Origin of the sequence: Pseudomonas sp. B111, from assembly GCF_026428275.1 — a bacterium.
Lineage (GTDB): Bacteria > Pseudomonadota > Gammaproteobacteria > Pseudomonadales > Pseudomonadaceae > Pseudomonas > Pseudomonas aeruginosa.
On record NZ_CP097857.1, the window covers coordinates 519,545 to 542,998 of the forward strand.

Sequence of the window (23,454 nt, forward strand, 5' to 3'; positions counted from 1 at the left end):
GTGATTGGGGTGACATCGCGTACCGAAGACGAAGACCTGGCGCAGATCAAGGACTGGTGGCAGCGCAACGGCAAGCCCCTGGTCACCGGCGGCATCCTCGCGCTGGCAGTGGTATTCGGCTGGCAGGCCTGGCAGAAGTACCAGACCAACCAGGCGCAGGGCGCCTCGATCGTCTACCAGCAACTGATCGAAACCGCGCTGAATCCGGCCGGCCAGCCGGATCCAGCGAAGGTGGCGGAGCTGGCCGGCAAGCTGAAGAGCGAGTTCGGCGGCACCCATTATGCCCAGTACGGCAGCCTGTTCGTGGCCAAGGTCGCGGTCGACAGCGGCAAGCTGGATGACGCCGTTGCCGAGCTGAAGGCGGTCATGGACAAGCCGGCCGACGCCACCCTCGGCGAACTGGCGCGGCAGCGCCTGGCCCGGGTCCTGGCGGCCCAGGGCAAGGTCGAGGAAGGCCTGAAGCTGCTCGAAGGCGATGCCGACAAGGCCTACGTCTCGACCCGCGAGGAGCTCAAGGGCGACCTGCTGGTGCAGCTCAAGCGCACCGACGAGGCCCGCGCGGCCTACGAGAAAGCCAAGCAGTCGCTGCCCGAAGACGGTGCCGGCGATGCCCTGCAGATCAAGCTCGACGACCTGTCCAAGGGAGAGGCCTGAGATGGTGCAATGGAAACACGCGGCGCTGCTCGCCCTGGCCCTGGCGGTCGTGGGTTGCAGCAGCAACAGCAAGAAGGAACTCCCGCCCGCCGAACTGACCGACTTCAAAGAGGAAGTCGTGTTGAGCAAGCAGTGGAGCCGCTCGGTCGGTGATGGCCAGGGCGACCTGTACAACCTGCTCGAACCGGCCGTCGATGGTTCCACCATCTACGCCGCGTCCGCCGAAGGGCGGGTGATGGCGATCCAGCGCGAGACCGGCGACGTGCTCTGGAAGAAGGACCTGGAACGTCCGGTTTCCGGCGGTGTCGGCGTTGGCTACGGCCTGGTGCTGGTGGGTACCCTGCGCGGTGACGTGATCGCCCTCGACGAAGCCACCGGCAAGAAGAAGTGGACCAAGCGAGTCAACAGCGAAGTGCTGTCGGCGCCGGCCACCAACGGCGACGTGGTGGTGGTGCAGACCCAGGACGACAAGCTGATCGGCCTCGATGCGGCCAGCGGCGACCAGCGCTGGATCTACGAAAGCACCGTGCCGGTGCTGACCCTGCGCGGCACCGGCGCGCCGCTGATCGCCGGCAACATGGCCCTGGCTGGCCTGGCCAGCGGCAAGGTGGTGGCGGTCGACGTACAGCGCGGCCTGCCGATCTGGGAGCAGCGGGTAGCGATTCCCCAGGGGCGTTCCGAACTGGATCGCGTGGTGGACATCGACGGCGGCCTCCTGCTGTCCGGCGACACCCTCTACGTGGTCAGCTACCAGGGCCGTGCCGCGGCGCTGGACGTGAACAGCGGCCGCCTGCTCTGGCAGCGCGAAGCGTCGAGCTACGTCGGCGTCGCCGAAGGCTTCGGCAATATCTACGTCAGCCAGGCCAGCGGTTCGGTGGAAGGCCTGGATTCGCGCGGCGCCTCTTCGCTGTGGAACAACGACGCCCTGGCGCGTCGCCAACTGTCGGCTCCGGCGGTGTTCTCCAGCAACGTGGTGGTCGGCGACCTGGAAGGCTACGTGCACCTGCTGAGCCAGGTGGACGGTCGCTTCGTCGGTCGCGAGCGGGTCGACAGCGATGGCGTGCGGGTTCGTCCGCTGGTGGTCGGGAGCTGGATGTACGTGTTCGGCAACGGTGGCAAGCTCGTCGCCTACACCATCCGCTAGACTGGGTTTCAAGTGTCCGGCCGCTGCCGTCCGACGTCAGCGGCCTTTGTGTTTTCTGAATTCTCGTGGAGAGCCGCATGGTTCCCGTTATTGCCCTGGTGGGTCGCCCGAACGTCGGCAAGTCCACTCTGTTCAACCGCCTGACCAAGTCGCGCGACGCCATCGTGGCGGAGTACGCAGGCCTGACCCGCGATCGCCAGTACGGCGAGGCGCGCTGGCAGGGCCGCACCTATATCGTCATCGATACCGGAGGCATCTCCGGCGATGAGGAAGGCATCGATGCGAAAATGGCCGAGCAATCGTTGCAGGCCATCGAGGAGGCGGATGCCGTCCTGTTCCTGGTCGATTCGCGCGCCGGCATGACCGCCGCCGACCAGATGATCGCGGAGCACCTGCGCAAGCGGAACAAGCGCAGCTTCCTGATCGCCAACAAGGTCGACACCATCGATCCCGATCTCGCTCGTGCCGAGTTCAGCCCGCTGGGCCTGGGCGATGCGCTGCCGATCGCCGCCGCCCACGGTCGCGGCATCAACCATATGCTGCAGGAAGCCCTGGGGATCTTCCCCAAGGACAACGCGGAGGAAGAAGGTGAGGGCGAGCCGGCGAGCGAAGAGGTCGCCGAAGGCGAGGAACCGACCCGGATTCCCGGTCCCAGCGAGAAGGACGGGATCAAGATCGCCATCATCGGCCGGCCCAACGTGGGCAAGTCGACCCTGGTCAACCGCATGCTCGGCGAAGAGCGGGTGATCGTCTACGACCAGGCCGGCACCACCCGCGACAGCATCTACATCCCGTTCGAGCGCAACGAGGAGAAGTACACCCTGATCGACACCGCTGGCGTGCGGCGTCGCGGCAAGATCTTCGAGGCGGTGGAAAAGTTCTCGGTGGTGAAGACCCTCCAGGCGATCCAGGACGCCAACGTGGTGATCTTCGTCATGGACGCCCGCGAAGGGGTGGTCGAGCACGACCTCAACCTGCTCGGCTTCGTCCTCGAGACCGGCCGTGCCCTGGTCATCGCCCTGAACAAGTGGGATGGCATGGAGGCGGCCGAGCGTGACTACGTGAAGACCGAACTGGAGCGGCGCCTGCTGTTCGTCGACTTCGCCGACATCCATTTCATTTCGGCCCTGCATGGCACCGGCGTCGGCCATCTCTACAAGTCGGTACAGGAGTCCTTCCGTTCGGCGGTGACCCGCTGGCCGACCAGCCGCCTGACCAGCATCCTCGAGGACGCCGTGCAGGTGCACCAGCCGCCGATGGTCAACGGTCGCCGGATCAAGCTGCGCTACGCCCACCTGGGCGGCGCCAACCCGCCGCTGATCGTGATCCACGGCAACCAGGTGGACGCGGTGCCGAAGGCCTATACCCGCTACCTGGAGAAGACCTACCGGCGGGTATTGAAGTTGGTCGGTACGCCGATCCGCATCGAGTACAAGGGCGGCGAGAACCCCTACGAGGGCAAGAAGAACTCGCTGACCGCGCGCCAGGTCAACAAGAAGCGCCGGCTGATGTCGCACCACAAGAAAGCCGAGAAGAAGAAGAAGGACAAGCGCCGCTGAGGGTGGCGTTTCCTTCGTCGAAAGGCCCGGCGGGTATCCCTGTCGGGCCTTTTTCATTGGCCGCGGCTGTAGAGCCAGGCCGCCGGCGTTGACCGCCGATTCCCTGTCGTGGCGACGAATGATCGCGAGGCGGTTGTTCGTCCTGCGCCATCGCCTGGCGCATATTCCCCTCTGACCTGAAGCGGCCACGGTTTTTTCTAAGGCGTGCCCCTGCAGCGTCGCTCCCGGATCGGCTATCCTGCCCTGCCACCCGTCTGGCCGGGCTGTCGTCCGGCGAGTCTCTGCAGGAAGTCCCGATGATTCAGAGCAAGCTGCCGAATGTCGGCACCACCATCTTCACCCGCATGTCGCAACTGGCCGCCGAGTGTGGCGCGATCAACCTCTCCCAGGGCTTTCCCGATTTCGACGGTCCGCCGGAGCTGCGCGAGGCGGTAGGCCGGCATATCGCCGCCGGGCACAACCAGTACGCGCCGATGACCGGCTTGCCGGCCCTGCGCGAGCAGGTGGCGAAGAAGATCGAGCAGTTCTATGGACGCCGGGTGAGCGCCGACAGCGAGGTGACCATCACGCCGGGGGCGACCGAGGCGATCTTCAGCGCGATCCAGGCGCTGGTCCATCCGGGCGACGAAGTGGTGGTACTCGACCCGTCCTACGACAGCTACGAACCCTCCGTGCAACTCGCCGGCGGGCGTTGCGTGCACGTGCCGCTGGCGCTGCCGGACTTCTCCATCGACTGGCAGCGCATGGCCGAGGCCATCGGGCCGCGTACCCGGCTGGTCATCATCAATACCCCGCACAACCCCAGCGGCGCGCTGATCAACCGCGAGGAACTGGACCGCCTGGCCGCGCTGATTCGCGACCGGGATATCTACCTGATCAGCGACGAGGTTTACGAGCACCTGGTGTTCGACGGTGTCGCCCATACCAGCGTGCTGTCCCACGACGAGTTGTATCCGCGCTCCTTCGTGGTCAGCTCGTTCGGCAAGACCTACCACGTCACCGGCTGGAAGACCGGCTACGTGGTCGCGCCGCCGGCGCTCAGCGCGGAGCTGCGCAAGGTTCACCAGTACGTCAACTTCTGTGGCGTCACGCCGCTGCAATGGGCATTGGCGGACTACATGGCCGGCCATCCCGAACATTTGCGGCAATTGCCCGGTTTCTACCAGGCCAAGCGCGACCTGTTCTGCGACCTGCTGTTGGACTCTCGCTTCCGTTTCACCCGTGCGCCGGGCACCTACTTCCAGTGCGTGGACTATTCGGCCGTCCGTCCGGACCTGGACGACGTGGCCATGGCCGAGTGGCTGACCCGCGAACACGGAGTGGCGGCGATCCCGGTTTCGGTGTTTTATGAAAAGGCGCCGGACGCCATGCGGCTGGTCCGGTTCTGTTACGCCAAACGCGAGGAGACGCTGCGTCAGGCAGCGGAAAAGCTATGCGCGATCTGACGGTTCTGCCGGACCTGGACATCGCCCTGGTCCAATCCTCCCTGGCCTGGCACGACGCCCAGGCCAACCGCGAGCATTTCGCCGCCCTGCTGGAGAGCGCCGCCGGCGCCGACCTGGTGGTCCTCCCGGAGATGTTCACCACGGGTTTCAGCATGGCTTCGGCCGAGCAGGCCGAGCCCGAGCTGGGGCCGACCCATGCCTGGCTGCTGGAGCAGGCCCGGCGCCTTGGTGCGGTGGTCACCGGCAGCCTGATCGTCCAGCTCGCCGACGGCAGCCATCGCAACCGCCTGCTCTGGGCGCGTCCGGACGGCGAGATGCTGCACTACGACAAGCGCCATCTGTTCCGCATGGCCGGCGAGCACGAGCACTACAGTCCCGGCGAACGCCAGGAACTGTTCGAACTCAAGGGCTGGCGGGTGCGCCCGTTGATCTGCTACGACCTGCGTTTCCCGGTGTGGAGCCGCGACCCGCACGACACCGACCTGTTGCTCTACACCGCCAACTGGCCCGCGCCTCGTCGACAGCACTGGAACCGCCTGCTGCCGGCGCGGGCGATCGAGAACCTTTGCTACGTGGTGGCGGTGAACCGCATCGGCGAAGACGGCAACGCCTTGCGCTACGCTGGGGATAGCCAGGTCCTGGACTTCCAGGGCGACAGCCTGTTCAACGCGGCGGACGCCGACGGCGTGTTCCGCGTCCGGCTGGACGCGGCGGCACTGGCGGCCTATCGCCAGCGTTTCCCGGCCTACATGGACGCGGATCGCTTCGAAATCCATCCTTGAGTGCCGGAACGTCCGCTTCCGGTCGATGTCCGAGGCCATGACCCGGCGCTGCGCATGATGGCGCAGTGCCGGGAATGGAGTTACCCGTATCCCGCGGCGCCGCGCCGTGGGCATCAGATCAGGAGGAAGACCAATGGGACTGCTCGATTCGATTCTCGGTTCGGCGCTGGGTGGCTCTGAAGGACAGGGAGGTGCTCGCGATCCGAAAGTGGCCCTGTTGATCGGGCTGGTGACCATGCTGATGTCGCGCCAGGGCGGTGCGGCACAGGGCGGTGGCGATGGCGGTGGTCTGCTCGGTTCGCTGGGCAGCATCCTTGGTGGCGCTGGCGGCGGGGCTGCGAGCGGCGGGCTGGGTGGCGTTCTCGGCGATCTGCTCGGTGGCGCCGCGGGCGGTGCCGGGCAGGCGGCGCCGGGCGTGGAGGCCGGCTCCCTGGGCGGACTCGGCGGATTGTTCCAGATGCTCCAGAACGCAGGCCTGGGCGATGCCCTGAATTCCTGGATCGGCGCTGGGCCGAACCAGTCGGTGTCGGCGGCGGACATTTCCCGGGTCTTCGGCGACGGTCAATTGCAGCAACTGGCGGACTCCGCCGGAGTCAGCCAGGGCGAGGCGGCCGAACACCTGAGCAGCCTGCTGCCGGAACTGGTCAACAAGCTGACGCCGGACGGCCAGGCGCCGCAGGGCGACCTGGACATCGGTTCGCTGCTGGCGCGCTTCAGCTAAGGCTTTCCCGTCGATGCGGGGCGGATAGCCGCGATACGGTTATCCGCTCTACGCAACGGGGCGAGGCCGCCCGCCGACGGCAGGTCGGTCAATAGGCGCTGGCGCTGTCCAGGCGGTGGATCGCCTGTTCGTCGAGCTTCAGGTGGGTGGCGGCGATCAGGTCGTCGAGCTGTTCCAGGCTGGTGGCGCTGGCGATCGGCGCGGTCACCGTCGGGCGAGCGATGAGCCAGGCCAGGGCGACCTGGGTCGGGTTGGCGTTGTACTGCTCGGCCACTTCGTCGAGCGCCGCGAGGATGGCCACGCCGCGCTCGTTGAGATAACCCTTCACCTTCTCTCCTCGGGCTCGCCCGGCGGTGTCGGCCTGGTTGCGGTACTTGCCGCTGAGGAAGCCGCTGGCCAGCGAGTAGTAGCTGATCACCCCGATACCGAGTTCTTCCACCGTCGGCTCCAGGTTGGTCTCGTAGTCGGCGCGATCGTACAGGTTGTATTCGGGTTGCAGGCTCTGGTAGCTCGGCAGGTTAAGCCGGGCGCTGACCTGGCGCGCTTCGAGGAGGCGCCGGGCGTCGTAGTTGGAGGCGCCGATGACCCGTACCTTGCCTTTCTTGATCAGTTCGCCATAGGTGGAAAGGGTTTCCTCCAGGTCGGTGTGGGGATCGTCGGTGTGCGACTGGTAGAGGTCCAGGTAGTCGGTCTGCAGGCGTCGTAGCGAGCGCTCCAGGGCCTGCTCGATATAGGCGGCGGATAGGCCTTTGTGGCCATTGCCCATGTCCATCCCGACCTTGCTGGCGATCACCATGCGGTCGCGTTTGCCGGTGCGTTTCAGCCACTTGCCGATGAGGGTTTCCGACTCGCCGCCCTGGTGCCCGGGAACCCAGCGCGAATAGACGTCGGCGGTGTCGATGCAGTTCAGGCCGGCGTCGAGCAGGGCGTCCAGCAGCCTGAAGGAGGTGCTTTCGTCGGCAGTCCAGCCGAAGACGTTGCCGCCAAATACCAGTGCCGGTATCTCCAGGCCGGAGTTGCCGAGTTTGCGTGTGGTCATGCGTCATCCCTCCTGAGTGCGGTCCTGTGTGGGCGCTTTCGTTCGCACGTCTTGCTGTGACTCCCGGCGGGCGCGGAATGTTCAGCCGGCGCGCGGCGTCCTATAGACTCTGCCGGTTGCCGGGATTTTCCAATGCCGGCCCTGGTAAAGCTTCAGTAAAGATCCGCAGGGAGCACACGCATGAACAGCGACACCGAGAATCCGTTCCGCCCACCGGAGGCCCGCCTGGACGAGCCTGACGCCACCCATGGCGAGCCGCTGTACAGGCTTTCCGCGATCGGTCTGGGTACCTTCATCGGCACGCCCCTGGCCGGTGCCTTCCTCGCGGCGGTGAATCTCCGTCGCCTGGGACGGGCGCAGGAAGTCGGGAAAACCTGGCTGGTCGGCCTCTGCCTGTTTGTCCTGCTGCCGGTCCTGGGCGCGATACTGCCGGAGAACATCCCCTCGATCGGCTTCACGGTGGCGCAGATATTCGGCATGGTCTACTACGCCAAATCAGCCTTCGGTCCGGCCCTGGACAGCCACAAGGCAGCGGGCGGAGCGTTCATTTCCAACTGGCGGGCGGCGGGGATCGGCCTGCTGTTCATGTTGGTGGTTCTGTCGGTAGCGATCCCGGTGGTGATGCTGGTGGTGTGAGGGGCAGCCCGCGCTTTGCCTTATCATGAGTTCTTTATCCGCGATGACTGGCCATGACTACACAACGCTACCTGCTCGATGAACTGGAAACCGCCGACATGCTCGAGATCGACGGTCTGCACGCCTGGCGCTTCGAACTCAACGAGAACCTGCTGGACCAGGCGGACCTGGCGGCGGAAGCCGACCAGCCGTTCGCCAGCGAAGACTGGGTGCTGGCGGTGGAAAGCCTGGATGGACGCACCCGTCGCGAGTGGCGTTTTTCCTACAACGCGGTGATGGAAGCCGAGCCCCAGGCCGATGGCGAGTCCTGGCGCCTGACCACAGGGGAGGGGGCGTACCAGCTCCGTTGCCTGGGAGCGGTCAGCGCCAGCGGCGAGGATGAGTGAAGCGACTCAGCTGAAAGATGCCCATGAAAAAAGGGAGCCGCCTGGCTCCCTTTTTTCCCTTCCGTGCCGGTCAGGCCGCCTTGGCCTCGGCCTGGGTCACCGCGCGGTTCAGCGCGCTGAACAGGGCGCGGAAGCTGGCGGTGGTGATGTTCTCGTCGATGCCGATGCCGTGCAGCGGGCGCTGGCCCTCCAGGCGGATCTCGATATAGGCCGCGGCCTTGGCATTGGCGCCGGCGCCGATGGCGTGCTCATGGTAGTCCATGATTTCCGCCTTGACCGGCAGGGCGGCCACCAAGGCTTCCAGCGGTCCCTTGCCGATCCCGCGCCAGTGTTGCTTCTCGCCGTCGAAGGAGACTTCCAGGTCGACGGCGCTGGTGCCGTTCTCTTCCTGCAGGCGATGGCTGGCGAGGACGTAGGGCGAGGTCGCCTTGAGGTATTCGTTTTCCAGCAGCGAGTAGATCTGTTGTGCGGTCATTTCCAGGCCGAGACGGTCGGTCTCGCCTTGCACTACCTGGCTGAACTCGATCTGCATGCGCCGCGGCAGGCTGATGCCGTACTCCTGTTCGAGCAGGAAGGTGATGCCGCCCTTGCCGGACTGGCTGTTGACCCGGATCACCGCTTCGTAGTCGCGGCCGATGTCGGCCGGATCGATCGGCAGGTACGGCACTTCCCAGATCGCGTCTTCCTTCTGCTGGGCGAAGCCCTTGCGAATGGCATCCTGGTGCGAGCCGGAGAAAGCGGTATGGACCAGGTCCCCGACATATGGATGGCGCGGGTGGACCGGCAACTGGTTGCACTCTTCGACCACCTTGCGCACCGCGTCGATGTCGGAGAAGTCCAGTTGCGGATGCAGGCCCTGGGTGTACATGTTCAAGGCCAGGGTCACCAGGTCGACGTTGCCGGTGCGCTCGCCGTTGCCGAACAGGCAACCTTCGACGCGGTCGGCGCCGGCCATCAGGCCCAGCTCGGTGGCGGCCACGCCGGTGCCGCGATCGTTGTGGGTGTGCAGGCTGATGATCACGCTGTCACGCTTGTCGACGTGGCGGCCGAACCATTCGATCTGGTCGGCGTAGACGTTCGGCGTGGCGCACTCCACGGTGGCCGGCAGGTTGAGGATGATCTTGTTGTCCGGGGTCGGTTGCCAGACGTCGATCACCGCGTTGCAGACCTCCACCGAGAACTCCAGCTCGGTAGAGCTGAAGATTTCCGGCGAGTACTGGAACGACCACTGGGTATCCGGTTGCTCGGCGGCCAGCTTCTTGATCAGTTTCGCGGCGTTGGTGGCGATGTCCACGACGCCCTGCTTGTCCTGATTGAAGACGATGCGGCGGAACGACGGGGCGGTGGCGTTGTAGACGTGGACGATGGCCTTCTTCGCCCCGCGCAGGGATTCGAAGGTGCGGGTGATCAGGTCTTCGCGGGCCTGGGTCAGCACCTGGATGGTGACGTCGTCCGGGATGTGGTTGCCTTCGATCAACTCGCGGACGAAGTTGAAGTCGGTATCGGAAGCCGACGGGAAGGCCACTTCGATCTGCTTCAGGCCGACCTGCACCAGGGTCTTGAAGAACCGCATCTTCTTCGCCGCGTCCATCGGTTCGATCAGCGACTGGTTGCCGTCGCGCAGGTCGGAACTGCACCAGATCGGCACCTCGGTGATGGTCTTCGACGGCCAGGTGCGGTCGGGCAGATTGATGGCCGGGAATGGGCGGTATTTCTGCGAAGGGTCTTTCAACATGCTCATGGGGCTAATCCTTTGGAGTCGGTTCCTGGGCCGGCGGGGCCAGGCGAACGCAGTGACGAGATGAAGAGAAGCGTCGCTCAGCCACGCAGTCGCGGGCTGACCAGGCACAGGCAGGCGTGTTGGCGGAGCAGGATGAGGGTGTGTGGTGTTTTCATGCGTACCACACTAGTGAGACTGCATTTGAATGGCAAGCATTAAAGGAAAATTAGTAGAATTTCCCATTTGTGCGGCTTTTGTGGGTTTTTATTCTTTCCCGGCGGTGAAAGCTTGTCCTCGATTGCGCCGCCGGCACGCTCTCCGCAACGGAAAATTCTGCGGCCCCATGCCGCAGAAGAGCCAGCCGCCCTTGTGCGATCATTTCGTTCCCCGTGCCTGGGGCGTATAACGACAGGCGCATTCTTCTTTTCGGCATGACCCGGCGCGAGCGGCCATCCGGCCCGCTACGCGGTGGTCTTCATTCAAGACGGCGGGAGTCGCAGGTGGCGACCACTCTGAAACGACAAGGCATCGGTGCATGGCTGGCTCTGTTCGCCATGCTGATGATCTTCGTCGGGCCGTTGATCTCCCAGTCGATGCCGATGGACCACCCGATGCCGATGGGCGTGGGGATGGGCCACGAAGGCATGTCCCACGAGAACATGGACCATGGCGACATGGCCCATGCCGGCTGTTCCGATGCCCAGCGCTCCGTCGTCCATGCCGGCATGCCGGGGATGGGCGGCGAGGAAGGCAATCGCCTGGCCAGCGACGTGCTCTGGGAGAAGTGCGGTTATTGCAGCCTGTTGTTCCACAGCCCGCCGCTCACCGAAGACGCCTGCCTGGCGCTGTTCTCCGTTCCCTTCGCGACGGCGCCCGCCGTCGCTTTCCTGAACGAGGCGTTCGTCGCCTCGCCGGTGTTTCCCGGCGCCCGTACCCGTGCGCCGCCGTTCCTGATCGCCTGACCTCTTTCAATCCGATAGCCGCCGCTTCCTGGGGGCACCGGCGCGTCTTCGCCGCGCCGGTGACGCGAGCCTGGCCGGGTGCCTGCTCGCCTTGGGGCGGGGCGGAAGTCACATAGATCATGGAAAAACGTATGTCTACTCAACAACGAGCGGCCGGCAACGCCTGCCCGACCGCCGCTTTCAGCTTCGACCCTGCCCGTCTCGCACAACGCCGCCGCTGGGCGGGAGCCTTCGCCGCACTGTGCGGCCTGGCCCTGTCTCCGTCGGCGCTCCTGGCCGAGGAGCACTCCCAGCACCAGGATCACGCCGTGGAGCTGGCGCCGAGCGTGGTCACCGGAGTCGCCCAGAGTTCGCCGCTGACCATCGTCACCAATCCCAAGGAGCCGCGCCAACCGGTGCCGGCCAGCGATGGGGCCGACTACCTGAAGACCATTCCCGGCTTCGCGGTGATCCGCAACGGCGGCAGCAACGGCGACCCGGTGCTGCGCGGGATGTTCGGTTCGCGCCTGAACATCCTCACCAACGGCGGCATGATGCTCGGTGCCTGTCCGAACCGGATGGACGCGCCGACCTCCTACATCTCGCCGGAAACCTACGACAAGCTCACCGTGATCAAGGGCCCGCAGACGGTGCTCTGGGGGCCGGGCGCGTCGGCCGGGACGATCCTCTTCGAGCGTGAGCCGGAGCGCTTCGGCGAACTCGGCTCGCGGGTCAACGCCAGCCTGCTGGCCGGCTCCAATGGCCGCTTCGACAAGGTGCTGGACGCCGCCGCCGGCAACCGGCTCGGCTACCTGCGCTTCACCGGCAACCACGCGCAGTCCGACGATTACGAGGACGGCGCCGGGAATACCGTGCCGTCGCGCTGGAAGAAGTGGAACGGCGACGTCGCGGTCGGCTGGACCCCCGACGAGGACACCCTGATCGAACTCACCGCCGGCAAGGGCGACGGCGAGGCACGTTACGCCGGGCGCGGCATGGACGGCTCGCAGTTCAAGCGCGAGAGCCTGGGCCTGCGCTTCGTCAAATCGAACGTCAGCGATGTGCTGGAGAAGGTCGAGGCGCAGGTCTACTACAACTACGCCGACCACATCATGGACAACTTCCGCCTGCGCACTCCCGACCCCTCCAGCATGATGCCCATGCCGATGGCGTCCCAGGTGGACCGACGCACCCTCGGCGGTCGCCTGGCGGCCACCTGGCGCTGGGACGACTTCAAGCTGGTCACCGGGGTCGACGCCATGCGCAACGAGCACCGCGCGCGCGGCTCCAAGTACGACATGATGACCGACTACTACACCGACGCCGACCAGTTCCCCTGGAGCAAGGACGCGGTGTTCCACAACTACGGGGCCTTCGGCGAACTGACCTGGTTCGCCGCCGAGCGCGACCGGCTGATCGGCGGGTTGCGCCTGGACCGCGCCTCGGTCAAGGACTACCGGCAGACCCTGAAGTCCGGGCACATGGGCCACGCCATGGCCAACCCGACGGCCAACGACACCCGCGCCGATACCCTGCCCAGCGGCTTCGTGCGCTACGAGCACGACCTCGCCGACTCGCCGACCACCCTCTACGCCGGCCTCGGCCATGCCGAGCGCTTTCCCGACTACTGGGAGCTGTTCTCGCCCAAGCGCGGGCCGAACGGGTCGGTCAACGCCTTCGACAAGATCAAGCCGGAAAAGACCACCCAGCTCGACTTCGGCCTCCAGTACAACGGCGACAAGCTGCAGGCCTGGGCCTCCGGCTACGTCGGGGTGGTCCAGGACTTCATCCTGTTCAGCTATCGCGAGGGCATGATGGGCTCCTCGACCCAGGCGACCAACGTCGACGCGCGGATCATGGGCGGCGAGCTGGGCGCTTCCTACCAGCTCACCGGCAACTGGAAGACCGACGCCAGCCTGGCCTATGCCTGGGGCAAGAACAGCTCGGACGACCGCGCGCTGCCGCAGATCCCGCCGCTGGAAGCGCGCTTCGGCCTGACCTACGAGGAAGGCGACTGGAGTGCCGGCAGCCTGTGGCGGGTGGTCGCGCCGCAGAATCGCATCGCCAGGGACCAGGGCAACGTGGTCGGCAAGGACTTCGACAAGAGCGCCGGCTTCGGCGTCTTCTCGCTCAACGGCGCCTACCGGGTGACTCGCAACGTCAAGCTGAGCGCCGGTGTCGATAACCTGTTCGACAAGGATTACACCGAGCACCTGAACAAGGCCGGCGACGCCGGCTTCGGTTTCTCCGCCAACGAAACGGTTCCCGAGCCGGGCCGGACCTTCTGGACCAAGGTCGACTTCAGCTTCTGAACCTTGAACGAGGCCCCGTCCAGCGGGGCCCGCCTTGCCTACGTGCGCTCCGATGAGGTGATCCATGCAATCGAACGAAAAGAACGGCCGTGACTTCTACGCGCTGGCCTGGCGCTGGCATTTCTACGCCGGCCTGTTCGTCGCGCCCTTCATGATCCTGCTGGCACTGACCGGAATCGTCTACCTGTTCAAGCCGCAACTGGATGCGCTGCTCTATCCGCAACTGCTGCGGGTCGAGGCCGGTGCGCAGATGCGCAGCGCCGACCAGTTGCTCGCCGGGGTGCGCCAGGCGCACCCGCAGGCCGCCGTCAGCCAGTACCTGCCGCCGAGCGAGGCGGGGCGCAGCGCGCAATTCGTGATTGGCGAAGAGGGCAGGCAATGGAACCTCTTCGTCGATCCCTACAGCGGGCGCGAACTCGGCCGCCAGGATGCGCAGCTGAATCTCCAGGCGGTGGCCCGGGCACTGCATGGCGAGCTGATGGTCGGGACCGTCGGCGACCGGCTGATCGAGCTGGCCGCCGGCTGGGGCATCGTCCTGGTGGTCTCCGGTCTCTACCTATGGTGGCCGCGCGGGCGGGCGGCGAGCGCGCTGTTCTGGCCGCGCCTGCACCTGCGCGGACGACCGCTGTGGCGCGAGCTACATGTGCTCGCCGGTTTCTGGGGCAGCCTGCTGTTGCTGTTCATGCTGCTCAGCGGGATGACCTGGACCGGCTACTGGGGCAAGCAGTTCGCCGATGTCTGGAACCGTTTCCCGGCGGCGATGTGGAACGATGTGCCGACCTCCGACATGCAGGCCGGTAGCCTCAACAGCGCGTCGCGCCAGCAGGTGCCCTGGCCGCTGGAGAACACTCCGCTGCCGCGCTCGCAGCCGCCGGCGGCCGACGCCCATGCCGAGCATCGCGGGCATTCCGCCCAGGCCGGGCACGCGATGCCGATGGACATGCCGATGCCGGCGGGCATCCCTCTGCAAAGGGTGGTGGATATCGCCCGCGAGCGCGGCGTGGCGGCGGGCTACGGGATCGCCCTGCCGAGCGGGATGGAGGGGGTCTACACGATTTCCGTGTTCCCCGACGATCCGCGCCACGACGCCACCCTGCACATCGACCAGTACAGCGGCAAGGTTCTCGCCGACGTGCGTTGGCAGGACTACAACGCGGTGGCGAGGAGCGTGCAGATGGGCGTCGTGTTGCACGAAGGCAAGCTCTTCGGCCTGGGCAACCAGTTGCTGATGCTCGCGGTCTGCCTGGCGATCCTGCTCAGCTCGGCGAGCGGCCTGTGGATCTGGTGGAAGCGCAAGCCGGCCGGACGCCTTGGCGTGCCGCCGCTGCGCCACGAGATGCCGCGCTGGAAGACCGGCATCGCCATCATGCTGGCGCTGGGCGTGGCCTTCCCGTTGGTGGGGGCCTCGCTCCTGCTGGTCTGGGCGCTGGACTGGCTGGTGCTGTCGCGGCTGCCGGCGGTTCGCCGGGTCCTGGCTTGAGACCTGCTGCCCGGCGCTCAGTCGAGGTCGAGCTGGCGGGTCTTCCAGAGTGCCGCCAGCAACAGCACGCAGAGCAGCGCCTCGGCGCCGAGCCAGAGGAAGGTGGTTAGCGCCGGCGAGGCGTCGATCAGCACACCGTAGAGACGCGCCGCGCCGCCGCTGGCGATCACCGCCAGGGCGGCGAGCAGGCCGAGCACCAGGTAGCGGGGGCGCAGGGCGGCATAGCCGAGCAGCAGGCCGATGCCGAAGCTGGTGCCGCCGTAGCTGGCGCGCAGGTCGGTGAGGGCGGCGGGGGTGAGCGGTTCGCCGCTGGTGAGCAGGGAGGCGAGCGGGCCGGGGAAGAAGACGAAGCCCAGGCCGAGGACCACGAACAGTGCCGAGCACAGCCAGAGCAGGCGAAGCGGGTGAGTCATGCGGTGTCTCCCTTGGTCATGAAAGGGGCGCATCGACGCGCCCCCTGTTCCTTCTGACCTCAGCCGGCGCCGCGTTGCTCACTTCTCAGGGCTGGAAGGCACCGATGAAGATCGCCGGGTCGACCCGCGCGTCGTTCAGGCTGACGTTCCAGTGCATGTGCGGTCCGGTGGCCCTGCCGGTGGCGCCGACCTTGCCGAGTACGCCGCCGCGCGGCACCTGCTGGCCGAGCTTCACGTCGATCTTCGACAGGTGGCAGAACATGCTGATGAAGCCCTGGCCATGGTCGACGAACACCGTCTTGCCATTGAAGAAGTAGTCGCCGATGAGGATCACCTTGCCGGCCGCCGGCGCCTTGATCGGCGTACCGGCCGGTACCGCGAAGTCTAGACCGGAATGCGGGTTGCGCTCTTCGCCGTTGAAGAAGCGGCGCAGGCCGAAGGGGCTGGAGAGCGGACCGTCGACCGGCTTGTCGAGCATCAGGTTGCTGGGCAGGCCGGGACTGAAGCGGCGGTAGGCGGCGGTCTGCTCGGCGAGTTCGCGCTCGATGCGCTTGAGGTCTTCCGGTAGCGGATTGACCTGGCGCTTGTTCTTCAGGGTGATGCGCTGCTCGCGGTAGTGCTTGCTGCCGACGCTGAAGCGTTCCTCGTGGTTGCCGGTCGCCGCCCGCACTTCCAGCTTCTGCGGGCCTGGCTTGGTGCTCAGCGGGATGCCGACCACGGCGATCCAGCGGCGGCCTTCCTCGCGCACCACCAGCACCGGCTTGCCCTGGTAGAAGGCCCGCGGCGGCGGGCCTTCCTCGCCGAGGTCGACCACCGCCACCCCGCCGGGCACCGGCTTGTTCAGCAGGCGCATGATGAAGCTGTCGGCCTGGGCGGGCAGGGCGCAGAAAGCGGCGAGCAACAGCGTGGAAACGAAGGCTAGGGTGCGGGGCATCGGCTTCTCGACTCGTCGGGCGTCAAAGCCGTCTATGCTGGCGGAAGAGCGCGGCGGGGGAAAGCCCGCAAGGGTTGCAAACGTTTTCACCTGCGGCACTCTGTCGCGCCCGGCGTTTTTACTTTTGCCCCGCGCTCAGGCATAAAGGGCCCATTCTCCGGAGAACCGACGATGCCCCTGTCACGGCGCCCCGTGGCCTGGCTGGCCAGCCTGGCCGTGCTGATGAACCTGTTCGTGGTGCCGCTTTCGCAGGCGCTGACGACGCAGGAGCGCGCCTCGTTGCTGCTCGGGGGCTTCTGCAGCACCTCGTCCGATTCGCTGCTGCGCCTGAAGCTGAGCGCCGCGCTCAAGGACATCGATCTTCCCGACGACCACGAGAGCCTGGCCCCGCACCTCTGCTGCTGCGCCGGCGCCGCCGGCACGCCCGGACTGGTCGCCTCCTGGCCGGCATTGCCGCTGGCGCCGCTGGCCAGCCCGGCCCGTAACGCTTTCTCCGCCACCGACCTGCCTCCCCTGCGCTATTGGCGCCTCGCCAATCCGCGCGCCTCTCCTGTCGCCTGACTCCTCCCCCGCGCCTTCGACAACCTGGACCTTCGGGTCGGGGCAGGTCGCGGCGCAATACCCTAGCTTCCCCCATGGAATCGCCGGTCCGACGGAAAAAGACCGGTCATACGCTACTGGAGAGTCACCATGCGCACATCCTTCTTCGCTGCCGCGGCCCTGCTGGCCGTTTCCGCTTTCGCCCAGGCCCACGAGTACAGCGCCGGCCAACTGCACATCGAGCATCCCTGGGCGCTGGCCCTGCCGCCGACCTCGCCGAACGGCGCGGCCTACTTCGTGGTGCAGAACCACGGTAAGGAAAACGACACCCTGCTTGGCGCTGACACGCCGCGCGCGGCTTCCGCCGAGGTGCACGAGCATGTGCACAAGAACGGCATGATGAGCATGCAGAAAGTCGACAGCGTCGACGTCGCACCAGGCAAGGACCTGCGCTTCGCTCCCGGCGGCTACCACCTGATGCTGATGGGCCTGAAGCAGCCACTGGTGGCCGGCGAGCGCTTCCCGCTGACGCTGCATTTCCGCAAGGCCGGCGACGTGCCGGTGGAAATCGTCGTCGAGTCCAAGGCGCCGGCCGAACAGGGCGGGCACGAGCAGCACGGCCACTGAGCGCCGTGTCGAGCAGGGGCGCCCGGCGCCCCGCCTTTGCGTGCGAGGTTCAGAGCATGAACAGCAACAGATATCCCTTGCCGGCGCAGACCGGCCTGGTGGTGGCTCCCAGCCTGCCGCCGAAGAACTCCACCCTGCGTCCGGACCAGCTCAACAAGCGCCTGAGCAGCGCCTGGCACCATCTCTACGACCTTTGCCCGGAACTGCTGAAGATCGATCCGCCGGATGGCCTGACCATCCTCCGCGGTTTCCTGCAATGGGCGGCCGAGCAGAAGGCCGCCTGGAACTGGGCGATGCACCTGCGCCTGTACTGCTGGCTGTTGCAGTCGCCGTTCGGCGCCAAGGTGACCGACGAGCATCTGGAGGTGCTGATGGACGCCTCCGCCGCGCGTTGGACGGTGGACGACACCAGCGCCAACCGCGGCATCCTCCTGGCCAGCCAGGGCGGTGCGCACATCACCCAGGACTGGAAGGCGCCGCAGGCCGGCGCCGGCACGCGCGTGCCGCTGGAGCGCCTGGACCTGCCGGCGCCGAACTGGACATTCGCCTATTGCGCGGTGCCTGACCCGCGGCTGCGCGAGTTTCCGGGCTGGAAGCCGTTGCCGGCGCGTGGCTCGCTGGTCGGTTGAGCGCTCGCCGCCCCGCGTACGGGGCGGCGCCGTTTCAGCGGTTGGCCAGGGCCCGCTGGTTGGAGTCGTAGATGTTGTCGCGTTCCGGAACGTGCCGGCCGGCGAGGCTTTCCAGCCATTCCTCGGTGCTGAGCACGGCGGCGAAGGAGGACTGCAGGACGATGCCGAAGATCCGGTGGATCTCTTCCGCGCTGGCCTGGCCGGCGCGGTTGCGGTAGGGCACCGAGCCGCTGGCGTCGTGCAGGTATTCCACTTGCCAGCCTTCGTGGATCGCCTGGCGGATGGTCGAGTCGTCGCAGTGCTGGGTCATGTAGCCGACCACGGCGAGGGTGTCGATGTCGCGTTCGCGCAGCCAGTCGGCCAGCCCGGTGCCGACGAAGGAACTGGCCAGTTGCTTTTCCACCTTGTGCTGGTAGGGCCGCGAGGCGACCACCTCGTGCAGCTCGGCCTGCCGGCTGCCGCGCGCGAACAACGGCGAGTCCGCCGGCGCCAGGTGCTGCACCACGACGATCGGGATGCCCGCCGCGTGGGCGGCATCCATGGCGGCGCCGATACGTTCCAGCGACGATTGGATGGCGGGAAATTCGATACGCAGGTTGCCGCTGACGTATTCGTTCTGTACGTCGATGACCAGCAAGGCGCGTTTGGGTTGACGTGCGGACATGGCGTTTCCTCCTGAGTGGGTGAGGCGGATTCTGGTCCCGGCGCGGCGTAGCGAGTGAGTGGCCTGAGAGACAACTTTCGCTAGAATCGGGCCAACCCGCTCATACCCACCGAGGTGCGCATGTCCCGCCAGTCCGTGGCCGTGGTGGCCTTCGACCGCATCAGTCCGTTCCACCTGTCGGTGCCCTGCCTGGTGTTCGGCCAGGAGTGCTACGACCCCTGCGCGCAGGCCTTCGACCTGCGTGTCTGCGCCGCCGAGCCGGGCCGGCTGCGAACCACGGTGGGGTTCACCATCGAGGCCGAGGCCGGGCTGGAAGCGCTGGCCGAGGCGCAGACCGTGATCGTGCCGAGCTGGCGCGATCCACACGAGCGTCCGCCACAAGCGCTGCTGGATGCGTTGATCGCGGCCCGTGCACGCGGTGCGCAACTGGTGGGCTTGTGCCTGGGGGCCTTCGTGCTGGCCGAGGCTGGGTTGCTCGACGGTCGCCGCGCCACCACCCACTGGATGTGGGCGGAGGATTTCGCTGGGCGCTTCCCTGCGGTGCGGGTGGAGCCCGACGTGCTGTACATCGAGGACGACGGCCTGCTGACCTCGGCAGGCACCGTCGCCGGCATCGACTGCTGCCTGCACCTGGTGCGCCAGCGGCTCGGCGCGCAGACTACCAATCACCTGGCCCGGCGCCTGGTGGTGGCGCCGCATCGGCAGGGCGGCCAGGCCCAGTTCATCGAGCAGCCGCTGCCGGACAGCGCCCAGGACGGCCGTCTCGGCGAGCTGCTGGTGTGGCTGCGGCAGAACCTCGACCAGGCGCACAGCCTGGACAGCCTGGCACAGCGGGTGCTGATGAGCCGGCGGACCTTCACCCGGCATTTCCGCCAGCTCACCGGCACCACCGTCAGCCAGTGGCTGCAGGCCGAACGCCTGGCCCTGGCCCAGCGCCTGCTGGAAACCACCGAGCATTCGGTGCAGGCGATCGCCGGGCTGGCCGGCTTCGGTTCGGCGGTGTCGTTGCGCCAGCAGTTCTCCGCCGCGTTCGGCCTGCCGCCGCTGGGCTACCGGCGCGCCTTCGCCTCCTAGTCCGCTGGAGAGCGCTTCTGCAACTGCTGGCGCCAGAGCGCGTCCATCGCCTGCAACTGCACCGGGCCGAACAGCGCCTGCGTCGCGCCGGTGTGCCAGGCCCAGAGCTGGTCGCCGAAATCGTAGTGCCACCATTCGCTGGGCAGGTTGCTGAAACCGGCGTCGAGCATCGCGTGATAGAGCAGGCGACGATGATCGCGGACGCGTCGCTGGCGCGCGTCGGGCTCCGCCAGGCGTTCGAAGTAGGCGGTGTAGGAGGCCGGCACGGCTTCGTCGAAGGCGCTGCCCATGTCCAGCCAGCGGCCCTGGGCGTCGCACAGGGTGACGTCCACCGCGCCGCCGGTGAGATGCGGGCTGGGCGCCTCGCGGCTGCTGCTCGGCGGCGAGACGAACTGGCGGGTGAGCCGTTCCAGCTCGGCTTCGCCGGCCCGTGGGTAGTGCGCGGCCAGGGCGCTGGACAGGCTGTCGTAGAGATACTGCTGCACGGCGAACGGCCGCCAGGCGTCCAGCACCACCAGGCGCACGCCGCCGGGGAGGGCGGCGGCGACCCGCAGGAGACGCTCGAAGACCTCGCCGCGAGCGTGGCACTCCGGGATCGCGTGAGGAATGCCGAGCTTGTGGTAGGCCGGCCAGACGCTGAAGTCACGGCTCAGCCCGAGCGCCTCCAGCGGCGTGCCGGCATCGACGATGGGGATGCCGGCCACGGCGTGCCAGTCGGGCTCCGGGAGAACGGGGATGGCTTGGGTGAAGTCGGTCATGGTGTCAATTGAGCAGGCGTGGCAGCCACAGGGTCAGGGAGGGGAACAGGATCAGCAGCGAGAGTACCCCCAGGGCCAGCAGGATGAACGGCCAGATACCCTTGAACATTTCCAGGATATCGAGGCGGCTGATGGTCGCCACGATGAACAGGCAGGCGCCCATTGGCGGGGTGATCAGGGCGATGGTGATGTTCAGGGTGAAGATCAGCCCCAGGTGCACCGGATCCACGCCGGCGGCCAGCGCCACCGGAGCGACTATCGGCGTCAGCAGCATCAGTACCGAGACTTCTTCCATGAGCATGCCGCAGACGAAGATCACCGCGCTGATGATGAACAGCATCAGGGTCGGCGAGTGGCCGAACGGCTCCAGCAACTGGGCGAACTCGCTGGCGACCTGGGCGTAGTTGAGCAACCAGTTGACCACCGAAGCGGCGGCGATGATCACGTAGATGCTGGCGGTCAGGCGTACCGTCTCGCGTAGCGAGTTCCACAGCCCGACCAGGCTCAGTTGGCGCTGGAGCAGGCCGACCAGCGCCACGTAGAGGGCGATCAGGGCGCCCGACTCGGTGGGCGTGACCAGGCCCAGGACGATTCCGGCGACGATGATCACCGGCGCGATCAGCGCGGTCAGGGCGCCGGACAGCGCCGCCAGGATCTCGCCCCAGGCCGGTGCCGCATGGCGCGCCTGCAGCCCGTTGCGGTAGGCGTACACCGCGTTCAGCAGCATGAAGGCGGCGGCCAGCAGCAGGCCGGGAATCACCCCGGCGAGGAACAGCTCGCCCACCGAGGTGTTGGTCAGCGAGGAGTAGAGGATCATGAAGATGCTCGGCGGGATGATCGGACCGATCAGCGAGCTGCCCGCGGTCAGCCCGGCGGCGAAGCGCCGCGAGTAGCCTTCCTTTTCCATGGCCGGCACCAGCAGGGTGCTGAGTGCCGAAGCGTCGGCCGCGGCGGACCCGTTGACCCCGGCGAAGAACACCCCGGCGACCACGTTGACGTGGCCGAGGCCGCCGCGGAAGTGGCCGACCAGGGCGTTGGCCAGGCGCATCAGGCGCGGGGTCATGCCGGAATGGTTCATCAGGTTGCCGGCCAGCACGAACAGCGGGATCGCCATCAGCGAGAAGATGTCCATGCCGCCGAAGAAGCGCTGCGGCAGGGTGTTGGCGAACAGCGCCGGGTCGACGAAGAGGAACCCCACCAGCGCGGTGAGCAGCAGGCAGAGGAACAGCGGCAGGCCGAGCAGGAGGTTGACCACGAAGGCTGCGATCATGGCGATGGCCATCATGCCTGCGACCCTCCCTCGACGGTGGTGCTGGCCGGCTGCCGCGGCCAGGGGCCCTGGAGCAACAGCATGAGGGTCAGCAGGCCGAAGCCGAGCGGCAGGCTGAGCAACGGCCAGGTGCGGCTGACGCCTAGGCCGAGGCTGCGGAAGCGCCCGGCGTTCAGCGCGTAGCGGGTGCTGACCCAGGCGGCGAAGGCGAAGAAGGCCAGCGCCAGCAGCCACTGGTAGAGCCTGAGGACCTGCGCCAGGCGCGGCGGCAGGCGTTGTTCCAGCAGGTTGACGCGCATGTGCCCGCCTTCCATCCATACCGCGCCGAGCGCCAGCATTACTGCGCCGATGATGAGGTAGCGGGCCAGTTCGTCCATCCAGATCGGCGAGCTGCCGAGCAGGTAGCGGGCGAACACGCCGTAGATGAGCAGGACCAGGTCGAGCAGCAACAGCAGCGTGGCGAGGTTCAGCAACGCGGCGCGCATGCCCTTGAGCAATGACGGCATGGGAGGTACTCCGGAAGTCGGACAGGCGCGCCCGACCGACGGCAGCGGCCGTCGGGGGGCAACGCGCGAAGGTCAGGGGGCGGTGGCGAGACCGGCGTCGCGGAAGGCCATCTCGGTCCAGCGCGGCTCGATGTCCTGGGTCTTCAGCCAGGCCAGGTAGGACGGCTGGCCTTTCTCGCGGAAGGCGGCGAGGTCATCGGCGGACGGCTGGATGATCTGCATGCCCTTTTCCTTGAGGAACGCCAGGTCGTGCTCCTGCTGGGCGGCGACCGCCTCGCGGTTCAGCCGGGTGGCTTCGGCTGCGGCGTCGAGCAGGGCCTGGCGCGCCTTCGCCGGGAGGCTGGCGAGCAGATCGCCGTTGGCCACCAGGAACTGGTCGGAGTATTGGATGTTGGCCAGGGTCAGGTACTTCTGCACCTGGTAGAGGCTGCCGAGGATGATGTAGGAGGTCGGGTTCATCTGGCCGTCGGCGACGCCGGTGCGCAGGCCCATGTACAACTCGGTCCAGGGGATCGGCGTGCCGGAGGCGCCGAAGGCTTCGTAGAGCGCCACCTGGCTGGGATCCATGGCGCGGAAGCGCAGGCCCTGGAAGTCCGCCGGGCCGTGGATCGGCTTCTTGCCGTTGGTGAAGTTGAGGAAGCCGCCTTCCTCGACCACCGCCAGCAGCTCGGTGCCGGTGCGCTCGCGGAAGGCCTCGCGGGCGGCCTGCCAGTAGCTGCCGCTGTCGAAGAAGGCGTGGGCCGCGGCGGCGTCCTTGAACATGAAGGGCGTGGCGCTGACGTAGATCTCCGGGAACAGCGGGGCGATCCCGGCGAACGAGGCGATGTTCAGGCCGGGGCCGGTCATCACCTGTTCCATGCGCTGCTCCTCTTCGCCGAGCATGCTGTTGGGGTAGAGCTTGAACTGCAGTTCGCCGCCGCTCTTTTCCTCGGCCAGGCGCTTGAGGTTGCTGGCGAACAGGTGCACCAGGTTCTTCTCGCTGTCGGCGGCGCCGTTATAGCTCAGGTTGAGGGTGGTGGCGGCCTGGGCGAGGCTGCCGCCCAGGCCCAGGGCGGCGGCCAGCAGTCCGGCGGCGAAGCGGCGGGCGAGGCCGCGGCGCGGATTCGTGTGCATGTTGTTTTCCTTATGGCAGTCCGAACGGTCGAGGGATCGGCGGCACTTCTTGTCGGGGCGCGGGGCCGGGTGCTCGCACGAAAGCGAAGCAACGCTAGCCGTTGTCT

The 23,454-nt window shown here is 67.1% G+C and carries 24 protein-coding genes; 15 read left to right on the forward strand and 9 right to left on the reverse strand.

Annotated elements, in window-relative coordinates; translation table 11 throughout:
• The first annotated feature begins 9 nt into the window (after positions 1 to 9).
• The 6 genes from M6E97_RS02430 to M6E97_RS02455 all read left to right on the forward strand — a co-directional run bounded on the left by M6E97_RS02430 (position 10) and on the right by M6E97_RS02455 (position 6,305).
• Complete coding sequence (locus M6E97_RS02430) at positions 10 to 654, forward strand: YfgM family protein (RefSeq protein WP_003109782.1); 645 nt, start codon at positions 10 to 12, stop codon at positions 652 to 654.
• A gap of 1 nt (position 655) precedes the next feature.
• Positions 656 to 1,798 (forward strand): outer membrane protein assembly factor BamB, encoded by a 1,143-nt coding sequence (bamB, locus tag M6E97_RS02435; RefSeq protein ID WP_003092789.1) that lies wholly within the window; start codon positions 656 to 658, stop codon positions 1,796 to 1,798.
• 77 nt (positions 1,799 to 1,875) lie between these two features.
• A complete protein-coding gene (gene der / locus M6E97_RS02440; protein WP_003092786.1) occupies positions 1,876 to 3,357 on the forward strand; it encodes a ribosome biogenesis GTPase Der in 1,482 nt (493 codons plus the stop codon).
• A gap of 296 nt (positions 3,358 to 3,653) precedes the next feature.
• Positions 3,654 to 4,802 (forward strand): pyridoxal phosphate-dependent aminotransferase, encoded by a 1,149-nt coding sequence (locus tag M6E97_RS02445; RefSeq protein WP_003092784.1) that lies wholly within the window; start codon positions 3,654 to 3,656, stop codon positions 4,800 to 4,802.
• A complete protein-coding gene (locus M6E97_RS02450) occupies positions 4,790 to 5,584 on the forward strand; it encodes an amidohydrolase (RefSeq protein WP_003092781.1) in 795 nt (264 codons plus the stop codon). Before M6E97_RS02445 ends, M6E97_RS02450 begins: the two co-directional genes overlap by 13 nt.
• A 133-nt stretch (positions 5,585 to 5,717) precedes the next feature.
• A complete protein-coding gene (locus M6E97_RS02455; protein ID WP_003109785.1) occupies positions 5,718 to 6,305 on the forward strand; it encodes a YidB family protein in 588 nt (195 codons plus the stop codon).
• A gap of 88 nt (positions 6,306 to 6,393) precedes the next feature.
• On the opposite strand, the gene M6E97_RS02460 is transcribed toward M6E97_RS02455, so the two are convergent.
• Positions 6,394 to 7,344, reverse strand: a complete 951-nt coding sequence (locus tag M6E97_RS02460; protein ID WP_003107361.1) for an aldo/keto reductase — start codon at positions 7,342 to 7,344, stop codon at positions 6,394 to 6,396.
• A gap of 180 nt (positions 7,345 to 7,524) precedes the next feature.
• Here M6E97_RS02460 and M6E97_RS02465 point away from each other — a divergent pair, with 180 nt between their 5' ends.
• Together M6E97_RS02465 and M6E97_RS02470 are read left to right on the forward strand one after the other, a co-directional pair.
• Positions 7,525 to 7,980 (forward strand): hypothetical protein, encoded by a 456-nt coding sequence (locus M6E97_RS02465; protein WP_003107363.1) that lies wholly within the window; start codon positions 7,525 to 7,527, stop codon positions 7,978 to 7,980.
• Positions 7,981 to 8,033: 53 nt separating this feature from the next.
• Positions 8,034 to 8,366, forward strand: a complete 333-nt coding sequence (locus M6E97_RS02470) for a DUF5629 family protein (RefSeq protein ID WP_003092770.1) — start codon at positions 8,034 to 8,036, stop codon at positions 8,364 to 8,366.
• 70 nt (positions 8,367 to 8,436) lie between these two features.
• On the opposite strand, the gene leuA is transcribed toward M6E97_RS02470, so the two are convergent.
• A complete protein-coding gene (gene leuA / locus M6E97_RS02475; protein WP_003092766.1) occupies positions 8,437 to 10,107 on the reverse strand; it encodes a 2-isopropylmalate synthase in 1,671 nt (556 codons plus the stop codon).
• Between the two features lie 479 nt (positions 10,108 to 10,586).
• On the opposite strand from leuA, the gene M6E97_RS02480 reads away from it, so the two are divergent.
• From M6E97_RS02480 to M6E97_RS02490, 3 genes are all read left to right on the forward strand, one after another.
• On the forward strand, positions 10,587 to 11,048 hold the full coding sequence (locus tag M6E97_RS02480) for a DUF2946 domain-containing protein (RefSeq protein ID WP_003092760.1): 462 nt from the start codon (positions 10,587 to 10,589) through the stop codon (positions 11,046 to 11,048).
• Positions 11,049 to 11,167: 119 nt separating this feature from the next.
• On the forward strand, positions 11,168 to 13,339 hold the full coding sequence (locus tag M6E97_RS02485; RefSeq protein ID WP_003119294.1) for a TonB-dependent copper receptor: 2,172 nt from the start codon (positions 11,168 to 11,170) through the stop codon (positions 13,337 to 13,339).
• A gap of 64 nt (positions 13,340 to 13,403) precedes the next feature.
• Positions 13,404 to 14,819, forward strand: coding sequence for a PepSY-associated TM helix domain-containing protein (locus tag M6E97_RS02490; RefSeq protein WP_033939616.1), 1,416 nt, complete (start codon positions 13,404 to 13,406; stop codon positions 14,817 to 14,819).
• Between the two features lie 17 nt (positions 14,820 to 14,836).
• Here M6E97_RS02490 and M6E97_RS02495 read toward each other — a convergent pair whose 3' ends face one another.
• Positions 14,837 to 15,232, reverse strand: coding sequence for a DUF4345 domain-containing protein (locus M6E97_RS02495; RefSeq protein ID WP_003092748.1), 396 nt, complete (start codon positions 15,230 to 15,232; stop codon positions 14,837 to 14,839).
• An 85-nt stretch (positions 15,233 to 15,317) separates the two neighbouring features.
• Positions 15,318 to 16,166 (reverse strand): M23 family metallopeptidase, encoded by an 849-nt coding sequence (locus tag M6E97_RS02500; protein WP_003092745.1) that lies wholly within the window; start codon positions 16,164 to 16,166, stop codon positions 15,318 to 15,320.
• A 171-nt stretch (positions 16,167 to 16,337) separates the two neighbouring features.
• Here M6E97_RS02500 and M6E97_RS02505 point away from each other — a divergent pair, with 171 nt between their 5' ends.
• The 3 genes from M6E97_RS02505 to M6E97_RS02515 all read left to right on the forward strand — a co-directional run bounded on the left by M6E97_RS02505 (position 16,338) and on the right by M6E97_RS02515 (position 17,962).
• Entirely contained in the window at positions 16,338 to 16,727 is a 390-nt protein-coding gene (locus tag M6E97_RS02505) for a DUF2946 family protein (protein WP_015502430.1), read from the forward strand.
• Positions 16,728 to 16,856: 129 nt separating this feature from the next.
• Positions 16,857 to 17,333, forward strand: coding sequence for a copper chaperone PCu(A)C (locus M6E97_RS02510; RefSeq protein WP_003109794.1), 477 nt, complete (start codon positions 16,857 to 16,859; stop codon positions 17,331 to 17,333).
• Between the two features lie 56 nt (positions 17,334 to 17,389).
• Positions 17,390 to 17,962 carry a putative natural product biosynthesis protein gene (locus M6E97_RS02515; RefSeq protein ID WP_003122107.1) on the forward strand — a complete coding sequence of 191 codons (573 nt, stop codon included), beginning with the start codon at positions 17,390 to 17,392 and terminating at the stop codon, positions 17,960 to 17,962.
• 34 nt (positions 17,963 to 17,996) lie between these two features.
• On the opposite strand, the gene M6E97_RS02520 is transcribed toward M6E97_RS02515, so the two are convergent.
• Complete coding sequence (locus M6E97_RS02520) at positions 17,997 to 18,626, reverse strand: cysteine hydrolase family protein (protein WP_003105389.1); 630 nt, start codon at positions 18,624 to 18,626, stop codon at positions 17,997 to 17,999.
• 120 nt (positions 18,627 to 18,746) lie between these two features.
• Between M6E97_RS02520 and M6E97_RS02525 the strand changes: the two genes are divergently transcribed.
• Positions 18,747 to 19,700, forward strand: coding sequence for a GlxA family transcriptional regulator (locus M6E97_RS02525; protein WP_003137870.1), 954 nt, complete (start codon positions 18,747 to 18,749; stop codon positions 19,698 to 19,700).
• On the opposite strand, the gene M6E97_RS02530 is transcribed toward M6E97_RS02525, so the two are convergent.
• From M6E97_RS02530 to dctP, 4 genes are all read right to left on the reverse strand, one after another.
• Positions 19,697 to 20,458, reverse strand: a complete 762-nt coding sequence (locus M6E97_RS02530; RefSeq protein WP_031635814.1) for a M15 family metallopeptidase — start codon at positions 20,456 to 20,458, stop codon at positions 19,697 to 19,699. The genes M6E97_RS02525 and M6E97_RS02530 overlap by 4 nt on opposite strands.
• Before the next feature lie 4 nt (positions 20,459 to 20,462).
• Positions 20,463 to 21,743, reverse strand: coding sequence for a TRAP transporter large permease (locus M6E97_RS02535; RefSeq protein ID WP_003092733.1), 1,281 nt, complete (start codon positions 21,741 to 21,743; stop codon positions 20,463 to 20,465).
• A complete protein-coding gene (locus M6E97_RS02540) occupies positions 21,740 to 22,234 on the reverse strand; it encodes a TRAP transporter small permease (protein WP_003143145.1) in 495 nt (164 codons plus the stop codon). The genes M6E97_RS02535 and M6E97_RS02540 overlap by 4 nt, the downstream gene beginning before the upstream one ends.
• A 72-nt stretch (positions 22,235 to 22,306) precedes the next feature.
• Entirely contained in the window at positions 22,307 to 23,347 is a 1,041-nt protein-coding gene (gene dctP / locus M6E97_RS02545) for a TRAP transporter substrate-binding protein DctP (protein ID WP_033939615.1), read from the reverse strand.
• Positions 23,348 to 23,454: the final 107 nt, after the last annotated feature.

Bases quoted from the DNA above. Each gene is read 5' to 3' on its own strand.
- leuA (WP_003092766.1), bottom strand. From the start codon at position 10,107: ATGAGCATGTTGAAAGACCCTTCGCAGAAATACCGCCCATTCCCGGCC.
- M6E97_RS02535 (WP_003092733.1), bottom strand. From the start codon at position 21,743: ATGATGGCCATCGCCATGATCGCAGCCTTCGTGGTCAACCTCCTGCTC.
- M6E97_RS02465 (WP_003107363.1), top strand. From the start codon at position 7,525: ATGAACAGCGACACCGAGAATCCGTTCCGCCCACCGGAGGCCCGCCTG.
- M6E97_RS02525 (WP_003137870.1), top strand. From the start codon at position 18,747: ATGTCCCGCCAGTCCGTGGCCGTGGTGGCCTTCGACCGCATCAGTCCG.
- M6E97_RS02500 (WP_003092745.1), bottom strand. From the start codon at position 16,166: ATGCCCCGCACCCTAGCCTTCGTTTCCACGCTGTTGCTCGCCGCTTTC.
- M6E97_RS02450 (WP_003092781.1), top strand. From the start codon at position 4,790: ATGCGCGATCTGACGGTTCTGCCGGACCTGGACATCGCCCTGGTCCAA.
- M6E97_RS02515 (WP_003122107.1), top strand. From the start codon at position 17,390: ATGAACAGCAACAGATATCCCTTGCCGGCGCAGACCGGCCTGGTGGTG.
- M6E97_RS02510 (WP_003109794.1), top strand. From the start codon at position 16,857: ATGCGCACATCCTTCTTCGCTGCCGCGGCCCTGCTGGCCGTTTCCGCT.
- M6E97_RS02520 (WP_003105389.1), bottom strand. From the start codon at position 18,626: ATGTCCGCACGTCAACCCAAACGCGCCTTGCTGGTCATCGACGTACAG.
- M6E97_RS02490 (WP_033939616.1), top strand. From the start codon at position 13,404: ATGCAATCGAACGAAAAGAACGGCCGTGACTTCTACGCGCTGGCCTGG.
- M6E97_RS02540 (WP_003143145.1), bottom strand. From the start codon at position 22,234: ATGCCGTCATTGCTCAAGGGCATGCGCGCCGCGTTGCTGAACCTCGCC.
- M6E97_RS02460 (WP_003107361.1), bottom strand. From the start codon at position 7,344: ATGACCACACGCAAACTCGGCAACTCCGGCCTGGAGATACCGGCACTG.
- M6E97_RS02530 (WP_031635814.1), bottom strand. From the start codon at position 20,458: ATGACCGACTTCACCCAAGCCATCCCCGTTCTCCCGGAGCCCGACTGG.
- M6E97_RS02455 (WP_003109785.1), top strand. From the start codon at position 5,718: ATGGGACTGCTCGATTCGATTCTCGGTTCGGCGCTGGGTGGCTCTGAA.
- der (WP_003092786.1), top strand. From the start codon at position 1,876: ATGGTTCCCGTTATTGCCCTGGTGGGTCGCCCGAACGTCGGCAAGTCC.
- dctP (WP_033939615.1), bottom strand. From the start codon at position 23,347: ATGCACACGAATCCGCGCCGCGGCCTCGCCCGCCGCTTCGCCGCCGGA.
- M6E97_RS02445 (WP_003092784.1), top strand. From the start codon at position 3,654: ATGATTCAGAGCAAGCTGCCGAATGTCGGCACCACCATCTTCACCCGC.
- M6E97_RS02470 (WP_003092770.1), top strand. From the start codon at position 8,034: ATGACTACACAACGCTACCTGCTCGATGAACTGGAAACCGCCGACATG.
- M6E97_RS02495 (WP_003092748.1), bottom strand. From the start codon at position 15,232: ATGACTCACCCGCTTCGCCTGCTCTGGCTGTGCTCGGCACTGTTCGTG.
- M6E97_RS02505 (WP_015502430.1), top strand. From the start codon at position 16,338: ATGCCCCTGTCACGGCGCCCCGTGGCCTGGCTGGCCAGCCTGGCCGTG.
- bamB (WP_003092789.1), top strand. From the start codon at position 656: ATGGTGCAATGGAAACACGCGGCGCTGCTCGCCCTGGCCCTGGCGGTC.
- M6E97_RS02485 (WP_003119294.1), top strand. From the start codon at position 11,168: ATGGAAAAACGTATGTCTACTCAACAACGAGCGGCCGGCAACGCCTGC.